A 17,746-nucleotide genomic window follows, 5' to 3' on the forward strand; every position below is an offset into this window, starting at 1 on the left:
TGTAGCGTACCGGCTGCCCTAATATTAAGGGAGCTGGATGCGTATCCTCACGCATCCAGCTCCCTTCATCACCGAGGATCAGGCCAGGCCGAGCACCTTCTGAATCGGCTCAAGAAGGAAGTACACTACGAAAACCGCACCCGAGCCCCACATCAGCGGGTGAATGTTGCGCGCCTGACCACGCGCAACTTCGACGAGGATGTAGGTCAGGAAGCCCGCTCCGATACCGACAGAAATCGAGAAAGCGAATGGTGCCATCGCGATCGTCATGAACGCTGGGATCGCAACATGGAGGGACTTCCAATCGATATCCACCACTTGCTGCATCATCAGGAAGCCAACAGTAACGAGCGCTGGAGCAGCCGCCTCGTTTGGCACCATGGCGAAGAGCGGGGAGAGGAATGTCGCCAAGAGGAACAGGGTTCCAGTGACGATCGGAGCAAGTCCGGTTCGCGCGCCCTCAGCGACCCCAGTGGTGGATTCAACGAACACGGTGTTCGACGAAACACCACCCAGACCGCCAGCCATTGCCCCCATGGAATCGACAATGAGAATTTGGCGAGTCGACGGCGGATTGCCATCTTTGTCGAGCAGACCACCTTCCGTACCCACGGCGATCATGGTACCGAGAGTGTCGAAGAAGTCTGACAGAAGAATAGAGAATGCGAGAACTGCAACTGCAATCACGCCAACCTTCTGGAACGGGCCAACCACTGAGAACTGTCCAAGGGTGGAGAAGTCAGGGAGGTTGGCAGGCGAGCCAGCCAAGGCTGGAACAGTCAATTTCCATCCCAGTGGGTTATTTTCGCTAGCCACACCGAAGTGGCCAATTGATTCCGCAATGATTGCCATCACCGTCGCGCTGAGAATACCCCAGAGCACAGCGCCCTTGACCTTGCGGATCAGACCGACGATGATCACAACGACACCAACAACGAACACCGCCATCGGCCACGAACCAATGGAACCGTTCATGCCAAAGGCGAGTCCAGCAGGGGAAGTGTGGATGAGGCCAGCGTTGAGCAACCCAATCAAGGTGATGAAGAGTCCAAGACTCACCGAGATCGCTGCACGAAGGAATCGTGGCACTGCTCGGAAGATCGCCTCACGCAAGCCAGTGAGCACAAGAAGTAGAATCACGAAGCCTTCGATGACAATGATGCCCATGCCGTCAGCCCACGTCATTCCCGGAATCTGGACAATCGTCGAGGCCACCATCGAATTCAGCCCGAGGCCAGCAGCAAGCGCGATGGGGTAATTCGCCACGCTTCCCATGAGAATACTCATAATGCCAGCCACAAGAGCGGTACCAGCAGCGATTGCAGGAATATTGGGAGCGGTGCCACCGCCGAGGTAGTGACCAGTAGAGTCAGGCCCTTGGAGGATTAGTGGATTAAGGACGAGAATGTAGGCCATCGCGAAGAAGGTCACCACTCCGCCACGAATCTCTGTGGCGAGTGTAGAACCGCGGCGCGAGATGCGAAAGAGTCGGTCGAGGGAGGACGCGGAGCCAGCTGTGTTCGGGCTCTGTTTTTCAGCAATAGAAGTACTCACGTGCGGCTACTCTAGACGGAGAAGCCCCACCACTTCAAGACCCGTTCCACAATGTGAACACATTTTGTCTCACAATTTGATCCCTGACGGGTAGATTGGCTGAACCTCAGCGCTTTAAGGCACGTCGGCCTGAACAAACTTGCCAACACCACGAAGCTCCACACCACCGTCGGCAGCTTCGATAAAAACTGCCGAACCGGTGTTCATCCGTAAAGTCTCACCTGAACACCTGATCTGCGCCGCCCCTTCGAGGCACAACATGATCCGTGGACCACTCCCGCGCACCCGTTCCCATGATGACGCATCACGCAAAGCGATTACCGACAGTTCAAAATCATCCACTGGAGCATAGAACATGGACTGGATCGGGCTGACGCGTTCAGGTGCGATCCGAATCGGAGGTGCCGCCACAGTATCAAGGACGGAAAGTAACGCCGGCACATCCACATGTTTCGGCGTCAATCCAGCCCGCATCACATTATCCGAGGCAGCCATGACCTCCACACCAACTCCCGAAAGATAAGCGTGAACCGTACCCGCAGGAGTAAACATCGCTTCACCAGGACTCAACGTGACCGGATTAAGCAAAAGCGAAGCAACAACACCCGGGTCTCCTGGATAGTACTGCGCAAGATAAGCCACGATTCGATCTGCGCGCGGCGAAGGACTCTCTTCCGGCGCACGCGCCTGACATGCGTCGACCACCTGACTCACCGCAACAGCGTCGGGACGCGTATGCGAAGAGAGCAGCCACTCAAATGCCGCTTTCACTCCGTTAGCATTCGGTTCTTCTTCGATGAAATGAGCGAGCCGCTGAGTAAGCGCGGTTCCAAGCCCGCTAAGCACACCGAGAATTCGACGTGGCGAGCGAAAACCCACAATCGCTTCGAACCTGGTCAGAGCGTAAACAAGCTCCGGTTTATGGTTGGGATCTTTGTAATTTCGCGTCGGCGAATCCGCTGGCACCCCCTGAGCTTCCTCACACGCAAATCCTCGCTGTGCCTGATCAATCGACGGGTGAACCTGAAGCGATAGCGGCTCCTCCGGCGCAATGAGCTTGAGAAGGAAAGGAAGCGTCCCCCCGGTACGACGCGCAACATCCTCCCCCAACACCCGTTGCGCTGCAGCAGCAACATGCGTGGCAAGATCAACGACGTCGGTGGGCGTTTTTTGCCCATACGCCAGAGAAAACTGACGGCCGATAAACGACGGGGCAAGCGGGTGAGCACCGAACCAAAGCTCGGCTACTGGGGCTTCCGACGCCGGGAAACCAAACATCGTGGGGATCGCACGATGCGACCCCCACGAGTAGTTTTTGACATTCCCAGCAAGGAACTCCACGAGCTAGTTTTCCTCGATAATCTCAAGATCGCGATCGTTGAGCACTGGTTCGGACGGATCCCACAGCGGAGTACGCCGAGGAATATCCGTCTCTGAATGCGATCCACAACCATGATCAAGCGAGACCACGCGACCATCGAAAGCAGACCACTCATTTCCGCAAACGCCAAACATTGCACGCGCAGAACCGTCCATCCGCAAGAAGTAACCGCATGTCGCGCAGGGGGCTTTCGCATCACGCGTCGCCTGATTACGCGGACCACCCTCACCGCGATACCAGCGACGGAACGTAGCCGCACGGCCAGCATCGGACATCACACGCTTACGCCCAAGGCCCAGCTCAAAAACTGCCGACGCATCAGCATCGATCCCTGTCGCTTCAAAACCTTGATCGAGCAAAGGATCCTCGACCTGCTCCAGATGAGGATCGTCTGGATTGTATGGGAGGCGATCCGACGGCAAAATATCGGATGGCTTGAGCCGATCAGACCAAGGAATCCACGTCGGAGCCAAAAGAGCATCCGGGCCAGGACGCATGACGACTTCAGAAACAGTAATCTTCTTCGCCCGAGGTGCGCGAGCGAGCGTGACAGTCCAGAACCATCCCTTATAGCCAGGCAAAAGACACTCAAACGCGTGTGTAATGACGCGATCACTTTCCTGCAACATTCCGGCATGAGACCCGACGTTACTTTCTTTCGTGACCTCTAAAATTGCCTCACGAGCCTGCTCGATTGCACCGCCGAGCAACTTATCTTTGACCGGGCGATCCTGAGGGACAATGCGATTATTCGACATCGAAATCCTCTGCGAGAGCACGCAATGCCATCGCGATACGCGGCCCATCCTTAGGGTAGCGGCCATGACGCAACTGCTCAGACGCCGAATCGAGAATCTTAATCAGATCTTCAATCAGCGGGCGCATCTCCTCTGGCTTACGGCGAGCCGCAGCAGCAAGAGATGTAGGTTTAGCGATGACCTCAACCGAGAGCGCAGCAGGACCGCGGCGGGTTGACCCCACACCGTATTCCACACGCGTTCCTGCCTTGACACGCACACCAATCGGCAACGCACTAGCGGGCAGGTAGACAGACTCGCCGTCGTCGCCAGAAATAAAACCGAAACCCTTCGCTTCGTCGAAGAACTTCACCTTTCCGGTAGGCACAGCTTCACTCTCTTTCTTCTAAAATTTCGCGGACATACCGCGAGCGCGGGGGATCTCCCCGAAAAGCTATTCTCCTTCATTATGGCACTTTGCCCCCGCCTTAGCGACGCCGGTTTACGGCTTGAAGCGAAACAGCCACCGCGAGACAACACTCACCTTGGTAGATTGATGTCATGGTGAAACGATTGGTGAAGGTCGCCGCTGGCATGACAATGCTGGCAGGATTGATGTGGCCAGCGGCAGCGTTAGCAGTTGAGCCTCATTCACTCGATGCACATTTCGTCGATGAAAGTGGCGTGGTCACAGATTCAGCACAAACTTTCAATTCCGTGGCTCGGGTACCCAAAACCGGCTTGTACGTGGTCATTGTGGATGATTTTTCCCAAATGAATTCTGAAACCTGGGCCAAGCAAACCGCAGAAAAAACCGGGCTCAAAGCAGGCCAGGGAATCGTGGCAATCGCCACCAAAACTCGCGATATCGGTTTTTATGCTCTTGATGGATACAACGGTGTCACTGCCTCCGTTTTACAACAGGCTATCAATGACAGTGTCTTGCAGGATCTCAAGAACGAGAACTGGGACACTGCTGTGCAGAAACTTGCCCAGAACGTCACCTCAGCAATGAACGGCGACAGTGTGGAACACGGTGGCTCGACTCCGCCTATCGTGCCCATCGCCGGTGGAGCACTCGCCGTCGGCGCTGGCATTTTTGCTGTCTCGCGCGTGAAGGCGCGCAACAAAAAGAAAATTGAAGCTGCCGATCTTAACAAACTCGCGCAGCAGGCGTCTGCCGCTCTTCTCGACGCCGATGACAACCTGCGTTCAGCCCAAGCCGAGTTGGAGTTCGCTCAAGCAGAGTTTGGAGTTGATGCCACAGCGAAGTTTTCGTCCGTGTTGGACAGTGCCCAACGTGATATCCATGAAGCATTCATGCTGCAAAAGCTCCTAGGGGACGATGACCCCGAAACCCCTGAAGAGCAACGCGAGATGAATGAAAAAATCCTCGCTTACGCGCAGTCCGTGCAAACCGCACTCAAGGAACACCAAAAAGCATTCTCTGAACTGCGATCTCTGGCTCGACACGTTGACGTCAAGCTTGAGGAGTTACGCCAACGCAAAGATGACATCTTCTCCACACTTCCCTTGGTGGCAAAGAAACTCGATGACCTGTCACGTTCATATGCCAAACAGATGCTGGTGAGTTTTGAAACCGTCCCAACACAAGTCGAAGGTCTGCTCGCAGCAGCAGGAGAGTCCATTGACACGGCGAATAAGCTCGTGGCTCAAGGAGAGAAAAACAAGGCCGTCCCGTATGCGCAACTTGCTGAGGGGGCAATCGGCCAAGCATCCGAACTCGTGGCAAGCATCGATCGAGCACCTGAGCTGATCGCAAACGCAAAGGACGCTGTCGCTCAGGCAGCCGCATCGCTGACCTCTGACCTCGCCGACGCCGATCGCCTAGGCGGCTCCGATGGTGCCATTCACGCTCGCGCTCAAGAAGCGCGCGCAGTGTTGGCACGCGTGGGAAGTGATGATAATTTCCTTGGGCTCCAACACGATCTCCGCACCGCCGAAGATGCTCTTGATCTGGCTCTTTCTGGCGTGCGCGCAGCCGATGATCGCCGTCAGAAGCTTCAGTCGCGCACCGAGGCGGATATGAATTCTGCAACCGATGCTCTATCCCAAGCTGACGCACTCGTGAACACTTATCGTTCCGGCGTCGGCGCTCAGGCGCGTTCTCTATTGGCTCGCGCCCGCACTGCTCTGGCTCGTGCCATGAGCGAAACGGAGCTTGAGCGCAAGGCCGATCACGCGCGCGAAGCGGCAACACAGGCAACTGCTGCGCTGAGTGAAGCACAAAACGACATCCGCAGGATGGATCATTCTCGCCGTGGCAACAACAGCGGTGACCTCCTGACCGGCATGATCATTGGCGGAATTCTTAACGGTATCGCTTCCTCCGGGCACCGTTCGAGTGGATGGGATAGAGGCTGGGGCGGTGGTTCCTTTGGCGGCGGAGACTTCGGAGGAGGAAGTTTTGGCGGCGGGGGCGGCGGCTCATTGAAGTTCTGATCTCACGCTGAGCGCAATAAGCAGTCACAACAACGAAACACCGATAAAATAGAGACCGGATGTTTCTTGAAGAAACAGCCGATATCCAACGAAAGGCTAACCATGGCAGAAAAGCAGTCGATCCTGGGCCGTATCGCTCAATTGGCGAAAGCAAACGTAAACGCGCTTCTCGATCGCGCCGAAGATCCACAAAAGATGCTCGATCAGATGGTCCGCGATTACACCAACTCCATTGCTGAGGCTGAGGACGCCGTCGCTGTCACCGTGGGCAACCTCCGCCTGGCCCAGTCAGACTACAAAGAAGACGTTGAATCCGCACGCGAATGGGGTCAGAAGGCAGCCGCCGCGGTCGCGAAGGCGAAGCAACTGCGCGAAGCCGGCAACGAAGACGGCGCCGCGAAGTTCGAAAATCTGGCAAAGATCGCAATCGAGAAGCAAATCCAGTCCGAAGGTGAAGCAAAATCCGCAGAACCGGTACTCGCTTCGCAAGAAGAAGTCGTTGCTAAGCTCAAAGACGGCTTAAACATGATGCGCTCCAAGCTTGAAGAACTCAAGGCAAAGCGTGATCAGCTAGTGGCTCGCTCAAAGACTGCCGCCGCTCAAAACACGGTTCATGATGCGATCTCGGCAATCAACGTTCTCGATCCCACTTCTGAGCTTGGTCGCTTCGAAGAAAAGGTTCGCCGCGAAGAAGCACTCGCACTAGGCAAAGCTGAAATTGCCCAGTCTTCCCTGGACGCTCAGTTCGCTGAACTGGAATCAGGCAAAGACATGACCGAAGTAGAAGCCCGCTTGGCAGCGTTGCAGGCTGGCGAACCCGCTAAGCAAATTGAAGGCAAGGACTTCACAGCCTACTGATCAGGCATGTGAGGGATGGGCGATCCCCAATTTCTCACAGCACTAACCTCGAATTGAGTCATCACAATATTCACCAATGCGGGCGGGAGGCTAACCTCCCGCCCGCATTCGGTTTAGAATTGCGCTATGTATTTTCTTATTGACGGCGAAAACCTTGATGCCACGTTGGGTGTCAACATTCTTGGGCGTGCTCCACGAGCAGAGGAGCGCCCCCGCTGGGATCGCGTACTTGACTTCGATCCTTGGCAAGACCAGCCGTCAGACGGCCATTCTATTTCGGGTCTGTTCTTTTTGAACGCCACCGAAAAGATCGCAACCTCGTTTGTCCAAGCACTCATGGCCATCGGATGGCGTCCACTTCTTTTGACGTCTGAAGATCCCAATGTCAAGGTTGTCGATCGAGGAATCCAACGCACGCTTGAAGCCATCGCGAAGACGAAGCCCGGCACCGATATCGTGCTCGGTTCACATGACGCGGACTATCTTCCCCAGATCGAAGAACTACTAGACGCTGGGCATCGTGTGTCCATTTTGTGTTTCCGCGAATTCCTTTCGACATCACTCGCCTCTCTCCAAGATCGAGGGGTGACAATTATCGATCTCGAATATGATGTTCATGCTTTCAACCAGCCACTGTCACGTATCCACGCGATGGATGTCGAAGAATTCGATCCTCTGGAGTTTATTTAATGCCCGTATGTGAGCCTGACCCGCTCCATATTTCTTCACACAATCGTCACTTGCCTCACCGCTCGGCAGAGTGTGCACAAAACAACAGCGCACCGCCGTCGTCGGCAGGAAAACATATCCGGCGCATTCAGAAAACTTTCAGCACACTTCCAGCGATAATGGTAAGAATAGTGGCATGACAGCCCAGTATTCTGAACCGGAAGCTCGCATCCTCGTAGTCGATGATGAGCCAACCATCCGTGAGCTCCTCTCAGCCTCCCTGCGTTTTGCAGGCTTCGAAGTCGCTGCCGCAGGCGACGGCGCCGAAGCGCTCAAACAACAACTTGCTTTCAACCCTGACATCGTCGTACTTGACGTTATGCTCCCCGACATGGATGGATTCGAGGTACTTCGTCACCTGCGCGAACATCGCGCAACATTGCCGGTCGTGTTCCTGACAGCAAAAGACGATCTCCAAGACAAGCTCCAAGGCCTCTCAGTCGGCGGGGACGATTACATCACTAAACCATTCTCGCTTGAAGAAGTCGTCGCACGTATTCGCACTGTTCTTCGTCGCACCACCGCAACCACTCCACAGACCGCCGTCATCACATATGCAGATATTATCTTGAACGAAGACACCTACGAAGTGACGCGCGCTGGCCGCGAGATCGACCTCTCCCCCACTGAGTTCAAGCTCTTGCGTTACCTCATGGTGAACTCCGAACGCGTGGTTTCTAAAATGCAGATCCTCGATCACGTGTGGGATTACAACTGGGTAGGAGAAGCCTCGATCGTCGAATCGTACATTTCTTATTTGCGTCGCAAGCTCGATTCACCTCAAGCCCTCGGTATGACCGACCCACAGGAAGCAGCCGCCTTCGTGCCGTTGATTCATACCAAGCGCGGCATCGGTTACGTGCTCCGTACCGCGAAGTGAACTCATGATGGCTCCACACGATCCGCCACGTTGGTATCGCACGCTTTCTTTTAAACTCAGCGTTACCTTCATGTCACTGCTGGTTGTCGTGTTCGTCCTGATCTCTTTCATCGGCGCGCAGATCTTGCGCACTCACCTGACTCGGAAAATTGACACCGAGCTGATGACCTCCGGTACCGAAATCGCGACCCAAACCCTCGATCGCGTGGTCAACGGGTCACGCAAAGAAATTACTGCATCCGATTACACACAGATCCTGCCATCTGAATATTTTGTGTACGTCGCCTACCAGAATTTCAAACCATTCACTGTGGTGGGCGAACCCATGCGACGCACCGTGGGAGAACCTGCCCATCCAGCGACGCTGGCAACACAGCTCACACAGGATCCCATCACCGTCCCCGGCACAAAGAACTCCAAGTGGCGGATTATTACGCTACAAATGGTGGAGCCGCAAACAAATCAACCAATCGGTTCTGTCGTGATCGGTCTGCCCACAATCAGCGTCGACGCAGCAGTGACGAACCTGATCCAGATGCTCGTAGCGTTCGAGCTCGTTCTTGGTGTCCTCGGTGGAGCCGTATCATTTTTGATGATCCGGCGCCAGCTGCGAAGTTTACATGCGATCGAAGTAGCGACACGTGACGTTGCCTCTGGAAACCTCTCCCGCCGTGTGCCGTCAGGTTCATCAGGTTCCGAAGTCGGTATGCTCGGACGATCCATCAATGTCATGCTGTCGCAGATTCAGGAATCATTCGAATCAAAAGAAGCTTCCGAACAAAAAATGAAACAATTCGTGTCGGATGCATCCCATGAACTGCGCACACCACTGGCCTCCGTCAACGGTTACGCCCAGCTCTACCGTATGGGCGGCGTCCCCGCAGATCAGGTACCGCACGTCATGGCACGAGTTGAGTCCGAGTCGACACGAATGAGCCACCTCGTCGAAGATCTGCTACAACTCGCGCGCCTGGACGAAGGACGCAAACTCAACTACTCCGACGTCGATCTGGCTTCAGTTGCCTTGAATGCAGTGTCAGACTTCGAGGTACGCGCACCTGATTACCCCATTGAAGTCACCGATCTGGACGGGGATGAGCCTCAATCAGTGATGATTATCGGCAACGAAGAGAAGATCACCCAAGTGATTTCGAATCTGCTATCGAATGTTCGCTCGCACACACCATCAGGGACAGCAGTAGAAGTGGCTGTCGGACGCTCGAATCAACGCCCAGATTCCGCGATTGTTGAAGTGCGCGATCACGGCCCTGGAATCAAGGAGAAAGACCGATCTCGAGTCTTTGAGCGCTTCTTCCGAACTGACACGTCACGTTCGCGTGAATCAGGTGGTTCGGGACTCGGCCTGGCCATTGTCTCAGCCATTATGCAAGCACACTCTGGAAGTACTGAAGTAGCAGAAACCCCGGGTGGTGGGCTGACTATTCGCTTGACCTTCCCCCGGCTCATGGAAAAACCGAGCGCGCCTGAGAAGTCACGCCAACACATGTCCACCTATGCAGCACCAAAACTTGCTAAAGCATTCACTTCACGCAAATAATTATCCCCCCAACGTTATCCCCGGCGGCGAGTACGCAATCATGCGCACTCGCCGCCACCAGTTTCACCCAGCATTTCGGGATTGGCTGAACGGCTGACAAGCATCGACTCAATATGTGTTTGAACGCGAGCCATGAACTGCTCTGGCTCTTCATCTGGCAATGCCCACATCGGCTTTCCGATATACATACTGACCGGCGGTCGCCCCAACTTCGGTAAGAAACGTCCAACAGGCATCGCGTCGTGCCCGCCTGCAAGCCCCAACGGGATAATCGGGACATGAGTCTTGATGGCCAGCGCCGCCGCTCCTGGCTTGAACTGCCCCATCTGGCCGTCGCGCGATCGTGTTCCTTCAGGGAAAATCAAGATCGGGACACCGTCACGCAGAAGTCGGCCTGTCATTCCGGCAGCACGCCCGGCATTCGGCCCGTGATATTTTCCTTTTCGCTCGATGGGATAGGTATTAAAAAACATCGAGGTGAGCTTTGAGATCCCCTTGCGGCGATAAAAATAATCAGCTGCGGCTCCTGTCGCCAGACGCTCGGCCATAAACTCTGGAAGTAAGGAAAACACCATCGGAGCATCCAGATGCGAAGAGTGGTTGCCCACACAAATATAGGCACCCTCAAGCCCCTCAACGTTTTCTGATCCCCACACTGTGGCATTCAACAATGCATTGATCACCGGACGCGTCACAAGTTTGCGCACGGCCTTGCGCTGGTTACGCTTCGCACCAGAGTGATAGCTGTCAAGAGGATGGAGTTTCCTGCGCTGGTTTTCGCTCATCGACGCCCCTTATTCAGTTTGCGCACGGCCTTGGCAACAAGCGAACGCGGGGCGTGCTGTGCGAGGAACCCAAGGACTTTGTATCGCTTAGACGGGATAGACAAGGTACGCCCAGCGTCGACGTCGGCGAGCGCTGCAGCGACGACGTCGGGAGCCTGCATCCACAAAAACGATGGGATCGAGGAATTTGACACCCCCGTGCGCGCATGGAACTCCGTATGAACCCAGCCAGGCATAAACGTCACAACATGAACCCCGGTGCCGGAAAGCTCAATTGCCAGGGAGTCTGACCACATTTTGAAAGCGCCTTTGACCGTCGAATACGACCCCATGGGAGCGACAGCGGCCATGGACACCGTATTGATGATGACACCCGAGCCGCGCTTTTTCATCACCGACGCAGCAACGCCTCCGAGTTGCATCGGTGCGAGAGCCATCAACTGGGCTCCTGCTAAAAACTGGGAGTAATCGGCTTGCGCAAGTTTGGCGTAGAGACCCGCGCCTGCATTATTGACGAAGAACGTCACGTGCGGATCAGCTTTCAAACGTTCACTGACCATCTCAACGCCATCGGGCGTTGACAAATCGGCACTGAGAGTTTCGACATCGACACCGAGGGTCTCGATCTCCCCCCGAGTGCGCTCAAGACGCTCCTCATCGCGAGCGACCAGCACAATATCGAAACCACGTCGCGCAAGCTGGCGAGCGAACTCACAGCCTAAGCCCGAAGTGCCGCCGGTAATGAGAGCACGTCTTTTACGAAAAGTATCCACCCATCTAATGTAAAACATTAGGCCAGCCAGTTGTGGCTTAGTTGGTCTGTGGGAAGTGACTTCACAGTGATTTTCACACCATCAAAAGCTGAATTCCACTTCGCCGGTTCACACATCACCCGCTAGACTGCTGGGGTGCTCGAAAACGAAAAAGTCGCAACTGCGGCGGTTCCCGATTGGGTGATCCGCTCCTTCGTGCGTAGTGCAATAAATGTCGGTGCTGATGCTCACGCAAAAGAACTCGCTCATGCGTGCCGTGCTCTGATTGAGATTTGGTCTACCCCCGATCGTAAGGTCCATAACATGACGCATGTCATGGATATGCTCACTCGCATCGATACCCTGGCACCCGAAACTCGCGATCCCGATTGCATCTGCCTCGCAACGTGGTATCACGGGGTCGTTTTTTCTGTTGATGATCACGCCGTTTATGCTCACAACGGCGGCGAGGATGAGCTTGCTAGTGCAGCCGTCGCCCGTGAAGATCTCGCACAGCTCGGTATTCCGCAAGCAACTTGTGAGTCTATTGCTACGCTGATCACATCACTGCACCACCGTCACTCATCGTTTTCCCAGCAACTAGGAGAAACCTCAACCTTTGATGCGGTTGATTCTGACCAAATTGCTCTCCGGGACGCCCACTTGGGTGTTCTGGCATCTGATCCTAAGCGCTATAAAAAGTACAACGCCCTGACTCGCGAGGAATACGCAGGCGTGGACGACGTGTCATATTATCGTGCACGCTCACGGATCCTCACCCGTTTGCTTTCCCGTAAGCGCCTCTTTATCTCTCCACTTGCCGCTGATTGGGAACTCAATGCACGTCAGAATGCCACCGCCGAACTAGAACGTATCAAGGCGTTCATTGAAGCAAATGAATCGGCGGTCAGCGATACCACGTATTTTCCTCTCATCAACGAATCCGAATCACCCTGCAATACCAGCACACGTACCACCAAGGAGTCGACAACATCTGCACCGAAAATACACGACGAGGTCGGCAATGCGTTAACTGCGCAGTTGCTAGCTCAGTCCGAGCCTGAAGATGACGAAAATTTCGACGCCGACGGCGGTGCCGACGAGGTACCTCACATAGTTCCATTCAGGCGTTTAACCGCCGAAGAGTTTCGTTCGACGCTCGAAGATCCAGACGATTCTTTCGAGCCAGGAGTCCAGCCTACAGTTCTGTCAGGGCCAGAAGCCGAAGCTGTTAAACGTGAAAAGATCGCCCGCGATACTCTCGATATCATTGCGTCAAAGCGTCGCTGCGCAAAAGAAGCCCGCAAGGCTGACGTGGCGAAGGACAGGAGTAGTTCAGCGCAAACTTCGACGATGGAAAAAGCAGACTCGGTAGAAGATAGTTTTTAAGATTCACCCAAATTCGATGTGCTTCGCCCGCTCGTTTTCCTCGATGCACACGCAATTCGTTGCATCTTACGGCCAACTTCCGGGTCAACATACCGATCGTAATGCGCTGGAAAAACGGGACGATCACTCTCATTAATCTGGTCTAGAATGATGAAGATATTTTCGTCCTTCCGTGAAAATTAGTCAATCAACAAGCAATAGCGCTTGACATCAACATCACTTTGTCTTCTTCAGAGCACGAATATGGTGAGGGCGGCGGATTTTCATCCGCCGCCCTCACCATTGATGAAATCAGATCACCGCCAAGGTCTCCCCCGCGCTTACGATCTCAATTCACGACAATGTCTGATGCGATCAGTACATGCCGCCCATATCTTCACCGCCCGGAGCTGCCGGTGCCGGCGGTTCCGGCTTGTCAGCCACAACAGCCTCGGTGGTCAGGAACAGACCAGCGATCGATGCAGCATTCTGAAGAGCTGAACGAGTCACCTTCACCGGATCATTAATACCAGCAGCAAGAAGATCCTCGTACTCGCCCGTTGCCGCATTCAAGCCGTGGCCAGTGGGGAGGTGACGTACCTTCTCTGCCACGACGCCGCCTTCGAGGCCAGCGTTCTCAGCAATCTGCTTGAGCGGAGCCAAAGCAGCCACACGCACGATCTGCGCACCGACAGCTTCGTCACCCTCAAGTTCGATGTTCTCCAGAGCCTGGTCAGCAGCGTGAATCAGAGCCACACCACCACCAGAGATGATGCCCTCTTCCACAGCAGCCTTCGCGTTACGGATCGCATCTTCAATGCGGTGCTTGCGCTCCTTGAGTTCCACCTCGGTTGCAGCGCCAGACTTGATCACAGCAACGCCACCAGAGAGCTTCGCGAGGCGCTCCATCAGCTTCTCACGATCGTAGTCCGAAGTGGACTTCTCGATCTGCGACTTGATCACAGCAACGCGAGCATCGAGATCTTCCTTCGAGCCAGCACCATCAACAATGGTGGTGTTGTCCTTGGTCAGAACAATCTTGCGTGCGGTACCAAGCATGGAAAGATCCGCATTCTCCAGCTTGAGACCAACGGTCTCGGAGATGACGGTAGCGCCAGTGAGCACTGCCATATCCTGGAGCATTTCCTTACGGCGATCACCAAAGCCCGGTGCCTTCACAGCAGCCGACTTGAAGGTGCCACGGATCTTGTTCACAACGAGGGTAGCCAGCGCCTCACCCTCAATGTCCTCTGCGATGATGACGAGCGGCTTGCCCGACTGCATCACCTTCTCAAGCAACGGCAACATGTCCTTGATATTGGCAATCTTGGACTCAACAAGGAGCACGTATGCATCTTCAAGAACAGCTTCCTGGCGCTCTGCATCGGTGACGAAGTACGGCGAAAGGTAGCCCTTATCGAAGGACATACCTTCGGTGATCTCCAGCTCGGTGCCGAAGGTGTTGGACTCTTCAACGGTCACAACGCCTTCCTTACCCACTTTGTCCAGAGCCTCAGCGATGAGCGAGCCAATTTCCGCATCGCCAGCCGAAATAGCAGCAGTAGCAGCGATTTCGTCCTTGGTCTCGATTTCCTTGCCATTCTCATGCAGCTTGGCCACGACTGCGGCCACAGCCTTGTCGATGCCCTTGCGCAGTGCGATCGGGTTGGCGCCGGCAACAACGTTACGCAGGCCTTCCTTCACGAGCGCCTGAGCGAGAACGGTTGCGGTGGTGGTGCCGTCGCCTGCAACGTCATCCGTCTTCTTGGCAACTTCCTTCACCAGCTCCGCACCGATACGCTCGTACGGATCCTCAAGCTCGATTTCCTTTGCGATCGACACGCCGTCGTTCGTGATGGTGGGCGCACCCCACTTCTTATCCAACACGACGTTGCGACCCTTAGGGCCAAGGGTGACCTTCACCGTATTGGCGAGCAGATCCAGGCCTCGCTCCATACCACGGCGTGCATCCTCATCAAATGCGATGATCTTCGACATATTTACATTCCTCCACTAGGGATGATTCCACCCAGTGCCCGCGACGGACGACGACGGCAGTGGCGTTCATTTCCCACCACTTCCGACGCCTCACTGGCCGGTAGTTTTATCACTCGTTGACGTCGAGTGCCAAGACCAATTCTGGCACTCACGGCCTATGAGTGCAAACGAATTGTGGCGCTATGTTTCCCTATTTCACCGCGAGCGATACACATCTGACACTGCCGTCACTCGCGCGCTCAACATACCCGCAGCAATGACAATGAGGGTGCCAGAGGCACCCTCATTGTCATTCATCTTCTAGCGCAACACCGCCACAATCTGGCCCGCCCCCACAGCAGCCACAGACTCTACCGCTGTTCCGCCAAGTTTTTGAGCCACATGTTCCGCAGCAGCTTTGACAGACGAATCACGATAGTAGACAGTCGTTTGTGCCGGAGCACCCTTCGAATAGTTCCCCACCTCAATGTTGGTGTACCCCTCAGCCCTGAGCACTTTACCCTGTTCAGCCGCGTACCCTTTCACACCCTTGCCATTGAGCAACATAATCGAGATCGTTTTATCCGCAACCTGGGCAGACTCAGTTTTAGCAGGTGAGGGGGTCGCTTTCGCGGCAGGCGCAGATACCGACGGAGCAACCGATGCCGACGGGACAGCCGTCGCCGACGGAGCTTGGCTGGGTTTCCCACTCACCGCAGACGAAACCGGCGATGATTCATAGGTGGAATAAAAGTGCCCCACAGCAGCACCGAGCAACGGCATCACAATCACGACTGCAATGAGGGCGATCCACCATTTACGCAGCGACACCTCCGGACCGCGATGAGCACCGAGCGAGCCGCGCTCGCGGGCAAGCCTATCGAATTCGTCTTCAGGATAAGTATTCACGATGCAGATCTTACCGTGCTGAGCTAACGATGCGAACCATTGTCGCGTTCTGCAAGCTTTTTCCACGTCAGCTCTTTCAAGCGAGCCACAAGGACAGGTTCACGAGCATAGGCTCGAGGGTCATCAAGAAGATCAGCAAGACGAAGATAATATTCAAACGGAGCGAGCTGAAACGTGTGTCGGATCGCCGCGTCTTTTGAGCGGGCGATCTTGCGCCACCCTTTTTCAAAGTCGAGGATAGCGATCTCTTCTTCAGACAAGCCACGTTCGTCGTCGGGCAGTGAGTTTTGCTTCGCCATATTCACTACTGTATCGCGACTCTCTGACAGCATTGATCATCTAGCAATTCGCCTAAATGCGCGCAGAGTCGGAAGCGACACTGTCACAAACACCATTTTGATAAGCTCACCTGGCACAAAGGGCACCAACCCAACACTCAGAACGGTGGCCCATGTTGCGCCGTCGCCCAAGAAAACAGCCAACCATATCAGCCCTGGCACGAACGGCACACTGAACGCGCCAAGCATTCCGCCCGCATAACGCCACCCCGACGTCACGCCATGATCAGACATCCACCCGGTAATCGCCGCCTGGCCAACCATTCCCAGAAGATAACCAAAAGTTGCCCCGAAAAGAATCGACGTACCACCGAGACCCCCAGCAAAAACAGGAGCACCCACTAGGCCTATCGTGATGTAGACAATAGTGGTGACGACGGCTCGTCGGAATCCTAAAGCAAGCGAGACAAGTGGGATCACGAGAGTTTGCAAAGTGATCGGAACCGGCCCCACCGGAATTTTTATTTGCGAAGCAAGTGCAATGAGCGCTGTTGCTGCGGCAATGAGCACCACTGACTGCACCACAGGAAGCGCTTTCATGCGGATAGGGTTTGTGATGATCGACGTCGATGTTGTCATAGCCACCTGATCTCCTTCGGATATGAACCAAATATGCTCTTCGCATCCAAGTTACTGCACCGTAAGTTACGAGTAGTACGAGAGCACGCGAACGTTACCGAAACAACGTCCCAATGGAGCATACTCCATAAACAAATCTCCGACGTCGGGAAGAAAATTCCTCAACAGCAACGCACACACCGGGCGCTACACTAAGTCCATGAGCATCACGAACATCGATCCCGGCTGGGCACGTGAACTAGCACCCATCGAAGACAACATTCATGCCATGGGTGATTTTCTCCGCAAGGAAAATGCGGCTGGTCGCGGCTACCTCCCACAAGGAGCCAACGTTCTCCGCGCGTTCACATACCCTTTCGACGAGGTAAAGGTACTGATCGTGGGCCAAGACCCCTACCCCACTCCCGGACACCCGATCGGATTGAGCTTCTCAGCAAATGCCGATGTACGCCCACTTCCACGCAGTCTTGCGAACATTTTTCAGGAGCTCGTCGCCGACACTAACGTGCCAATGCCACCCAATGGTGACCTCACGCCGTGGTCCGAACGAGGAGTAATGCTCTTGAACAGGGTATTGACTGTCACGCCAGGGGCTCCAGCATCCCACCGCGGAAAAGGCTGGGAACGCATCACCGACCACGCCATCCGCGCACTGGCACGGCGTGGACGCCCACTGGTAGCGATCCTTTGGGGCAAACAAGCACAAGAACTTTCTCCGCTGCTCAGCGGAGTTCCGATTATCGCCTCGCCGCATCCCTCACCACTGTCAGCTTCGCGAGGGTTCTTCGGATCCCGCCCATTTACACGCGCAAACACCCTGCTTATGGAGCAGGGTGCCGAGCCGATTAACTGGGATTTAAGCCGCTGAAAAGCAACAA

The 17,746-nt window shown here is 55.0% G+C and carries 17 protein-coding genes; 7 read left to right on the plus strand and 10 right to left on the minus strand.

The features are described from left to right. Positions 1-78: 78 nt before the first annotated feature. From ACTOVJ_RS05060 to ACTOVJ_RS05075, 4 genes are all read right to left on the minus strand, one after another. A complete protein-coding gene (locus ACTOVJ_RS05060) occupies positions 79-1,554 on the minus strand; it encodes an NCS2 family permease (RefSeq protein WP_449501378.1) in 1,476 nt (491 codons plus the stop codon). Between the two features lie 114 nt (positions 1,555-1,668). Then, complete coding sequence (gene manA, locus ACTOVJ_RS05065) at positions 1,669-2,895, minus strand: mannose-6-phosphate isomerase, class I (RefSeq protein WP_449503660.1); 1,227 nt, start codon at positions 2,893-2,895, stop codon at positions 1,669-1,671. Between the two features lie 3 nt (positions 2,896-2,898). Continuing rightward, positions 2,899-3,693, minus strand: coding sequence for a DUF3027 domain-containing protein (locus ACTOVJ_RS05070; RefSeq protein ID WP_449501380.1), 795 nt, complete (start codon positions 3,691-3,693; stop codon positions 2,899-2,901). After that, the gene (locus ACTOVJ_RS05075; protein ID WP_449501381.1) at positions 3,683-4,060 is read right to left on the minus strand and encodes a cold-shock protein; all 378 of its coding nucleotides are present in this window, start codon (positions 4,058-4,060) and stop codon (positions 3,683-3,685) included. The genes ACTOVJ_RS05070 and ACTOVJ_RS05075 overlap by 11 nt, the downstream gene beginning before the upstream one ends. 173 nt (positions 4,061-4,233) lie before the next feature. Between ACTOVJ_RS05075 and ACTOVJ_RS05080 the strand changes: the two genes are divergently transcribed. The 5 genes from ACTOVJ_RS05080 (at position 4,234) to ACTOVJ_RS05100 (ending at position 10,160) form a co-directional block, all read left to right on the plus strand. Then, entirely contained in the window at positions 4,234-6,135 is a 1,902-nt protein-coding gene (locus tag ACTOVJ_RS05080; RefSeq protein WP_449504643.1) for a TPM domain-containing protein, read from the plus strand. A gap of 102 nt (positions 6,136-6,237) precedes the next feature. Next, a complete protein-coding gene (locus tag ACTOVJ_RS05085; RefSeq protein ID WP_449501383.1) occupies positions 6,238-6,993 on the plus strand; it encodes a PspA/IM30 family protein in 756 nt (251 codons plus the stop codon). Between the two features lie 126 nt (positions 6,994-7,119). Continuing rightward, entirely contained in the window at positions 7,120-7,683 is a 564-nt protein-coding gene (locus ACTOVJ_RS05090) for an NYN domain-containing protein (protein WP_449503658.1), read from the plus strand. A gap of 175 nt (positions 7,684-7,858) precedes the next feature. Further along, the gene (locus ACTOVJ_RS05095) at positions 7,859-8,602 is read left to right on the plus strand and encodes a response regulator transcription factor (protein WP_449504644.1); all 744 of its coding nucleotides are present in this window, start codon (positions 7,859-7,861) and stop codon (positions 8,600-8,602) included. Positions 8,603-8,606: 4 nt separating this feature from the next. Further along, positions 8,607-10,160, plus strand: a complete 1,554-nt coding sequence (locus ACTOVJ_RS05100; protein WP_449504645.1) for a sensor histidine kinase — start codon at positions 8,607-8,609, stop codon at positions 10,158-10,160. Positions 10,161-10,198: 38 nt separating this feature from the next. On the opposite strand, the gene ACTOVJ_RS05105 is transcribed toward ACTOVJ_RS05100, so the two are convergent. Together ACTOVJ_RS05105 and ACTOVJ_RS05110 are read right to left on the minus strand one after the other, a co-directional pair. Next, positions 10,199-10,945, minus strand: a complete 747-nt coding sequence (locus tag ACTOVJ_RS05105) for a lysophospholipid acyltransferase family protein (RefSeq protein WP_449503247.1) — start codon at positions 10,943-10,945, stop codon at positions 10,199-10,201. After that, positions 10,942-11,718 carry an SDR family NAD(P)-dependent oxidoreductase gene (locus ACTOVJ_RS05110; RefSeq protein WP_449503655.1) on the minus strand — a complete coding sequence of 259 codons (777 nt, stop codon included), beginning with the start codon at positions 11,716-11,718 and terminating at the stop codon, positions 10,942-10,944. The genes ACTOVJ_RS05105 and ACTOVJ_RS05110 overlap by 4 nt, the downstream gene beginning before the upstream one ends. Before the next feature lie 135 nt (positions 11,719-11,853). Between ACTOVJ_RS05110 and ACTOVJ_RS05115 the strand changes: the two genes are divergently transcribed. Further along, complete coding sequence (locus tag ACTOVJ_RS05115) at positions 11,854-13,086, plus strand: HD domain-containing protein (RefSeq protein WP_449503654.1); 1,233 nt, start codon at positions 11,854-11,856, stop codon at positions 13,084-13,086. 354 nt (positions 13,087-13,440) lie between these two features. On the opposite strand, the gene groL is transcribed toward ACTOVJ_RS05115, so the two are convergent. From groL to ACTOVJ_RS05135, 4 genes are all read right to left on the minus strand, one after another. Further along, positions 13,441-15,063, minus strand: coding sequence for a chaperonin GroEL (groL, locus tag ACTOVJ_RS05120; RefSeq protein WP_449502548.1), 1,623 nt, complete (start codon positions 15,061-15,063; stop codon positions 13,441-13,443). A 300-nt stretch (positions 15,064-15,363) separates the two neighbouring features. Then, positions 15,364-15,951: a LytR C-terminal domain-containing protein gene (locus ACTOVJ_RS05125; protein ID WP_449503244.1), complete on the minus strand. Its 588-nt coding sequence runs from the start codon at positions 15,949-15,951 to the stop codon at positions 15,364-15,366. A 23-nt stretch (positions 15,952-15,974) separates the two neighbouring features. Then, complete coding sequence (locus ACTOVJ_RS05130; RefSeq protein ID WP_449502550.1) at positions 15,975-16,250, minus strand: DUF3263 domain-containing protein; 276 nt, start codon at positions 16,248-16,250, stop codon at positions 15,975-15,977. 36 nt (positions 16,251-16,286) lie between these two features. Continuing rightward, a complete protein-coding gene (locus ACTOVJ_RS05135) occupies positions 16,287-16,868 on the minus strand; it encodes a biotin transporter BioY (RefSeq protein ID WP_449503744.1) in 582 nt (193 codons plus the stop codon). A 199-nt stretch (positions 16,869-17,067) separates the two neighbouring features. Here ACTOVJ_RS05135 and ACTOVJ_RS05140 point away from each other — a divergent pair, with 199 nt between their 5' ends. Then, positions 17,068-17,736 carry a uracil-DNA glycosylase gene (locus ACTOVJ_RS05140; RefSeq protein WP_449502551.1) on the plus strand — a complete coding sequence of 223 codons (669 nt, stop codon included), beginning with the start codon at positions 17,068-17,070 and terminating at the stop codon, positions 17,734-17,736. Positions 17,737-17,746 lie beyond the last annotated feature (10 nt).

The organism is Arcanobacterium sp. (ex Cirak et al. 2026) (assembly GCF_053585065.1).

What these genes read in the sequence shown, in the direction of transcription:
- ACTOVJ_RS05140 (WP_449502551.1), top strand. Translation starts at nt 17,068, where the DNA reads ATGAGCATCACGAACATCGATCCCGGCTGGGCACGTGAACTAGCACCC.
- ACTOVJ_RS05080 (WP_449504643.1), top strand. Translation starts at nt 4,234, where the DNA reads ATGGTGAAACGATTGGTGAAGGTCGCCGCTGGCATGACAATGCTGGCA.
- ACTOVJ_RS05105 (WP_449503247.1), bottom strand. Translation starts at nt 10,945, where the DNA reads ATGAGCGAAAACCAGCGCAGGAAACTCCATCCTCTTGACAGCTATCAC.
- ACTOVJ_RS05135 (WP_449503744.1), bottom strand. Translation starts at nt 16,868, where the DNA reads ATGACAACATCGACGTCGATCATCACAAACCCTATCCGCATGAAAGCG.
- ACTOVJ_RS05085 (WP_449501383.1), top strand. Translation starts at nt 6,238, where the DNA reads ATGGCAGAAAAGCAGTCGATCCTGGGCCGTATCGCTCAATTGGCGAAA.
- ACTOVJ_RS05130 (WP_449502550.1), bottom strand. Translation starts at nt 16,250, where the DNA reads ATGGCGAAGCAAAACTCACTGCCCGACGACGAACGTGGCTTGTCTGAA.
- ACTOVJ_RS05070 (WP_449501380.1), bottom strand. Translation starts at nt 3,693, where the DNA reads ATGTCGAATAATCGCATTGTCCCTCAGGATCGCCCGGTCAAAGATAAG.
- ACTOVJ_RS05100 (WP_449504645.1), top strand. Translation starts at nt 8,607, where the DNA reads ATGATGGCTCCACACGATCCGCCACGTTGGTATCGCACGCTTTCTTTT.
- ACTOVJ_RS05090 (WP_449503658.1), top strand. Translation starts at nt 7,120, where the DNA reads ATGTATTTTCTTATTGACGGCGAAAACCTTGATGCCACGTTGGGTGTC.
- groL (WP_449502548.1), bottom strand. Translation starts at nt 15,063, where the DNA reads ATGTCGAAGATCATCGCATTTGATGAGGATGCACGCCGTGGTATGGAG.
- ACTOVJ_RS05095 (WP_449504644.1), top strand. Translation starts at nt 7,859, where the DNA reads ATGACAGCCCAGTATTCTGAACCGGAAGCTCGCATCCTCGTAGTCGAT.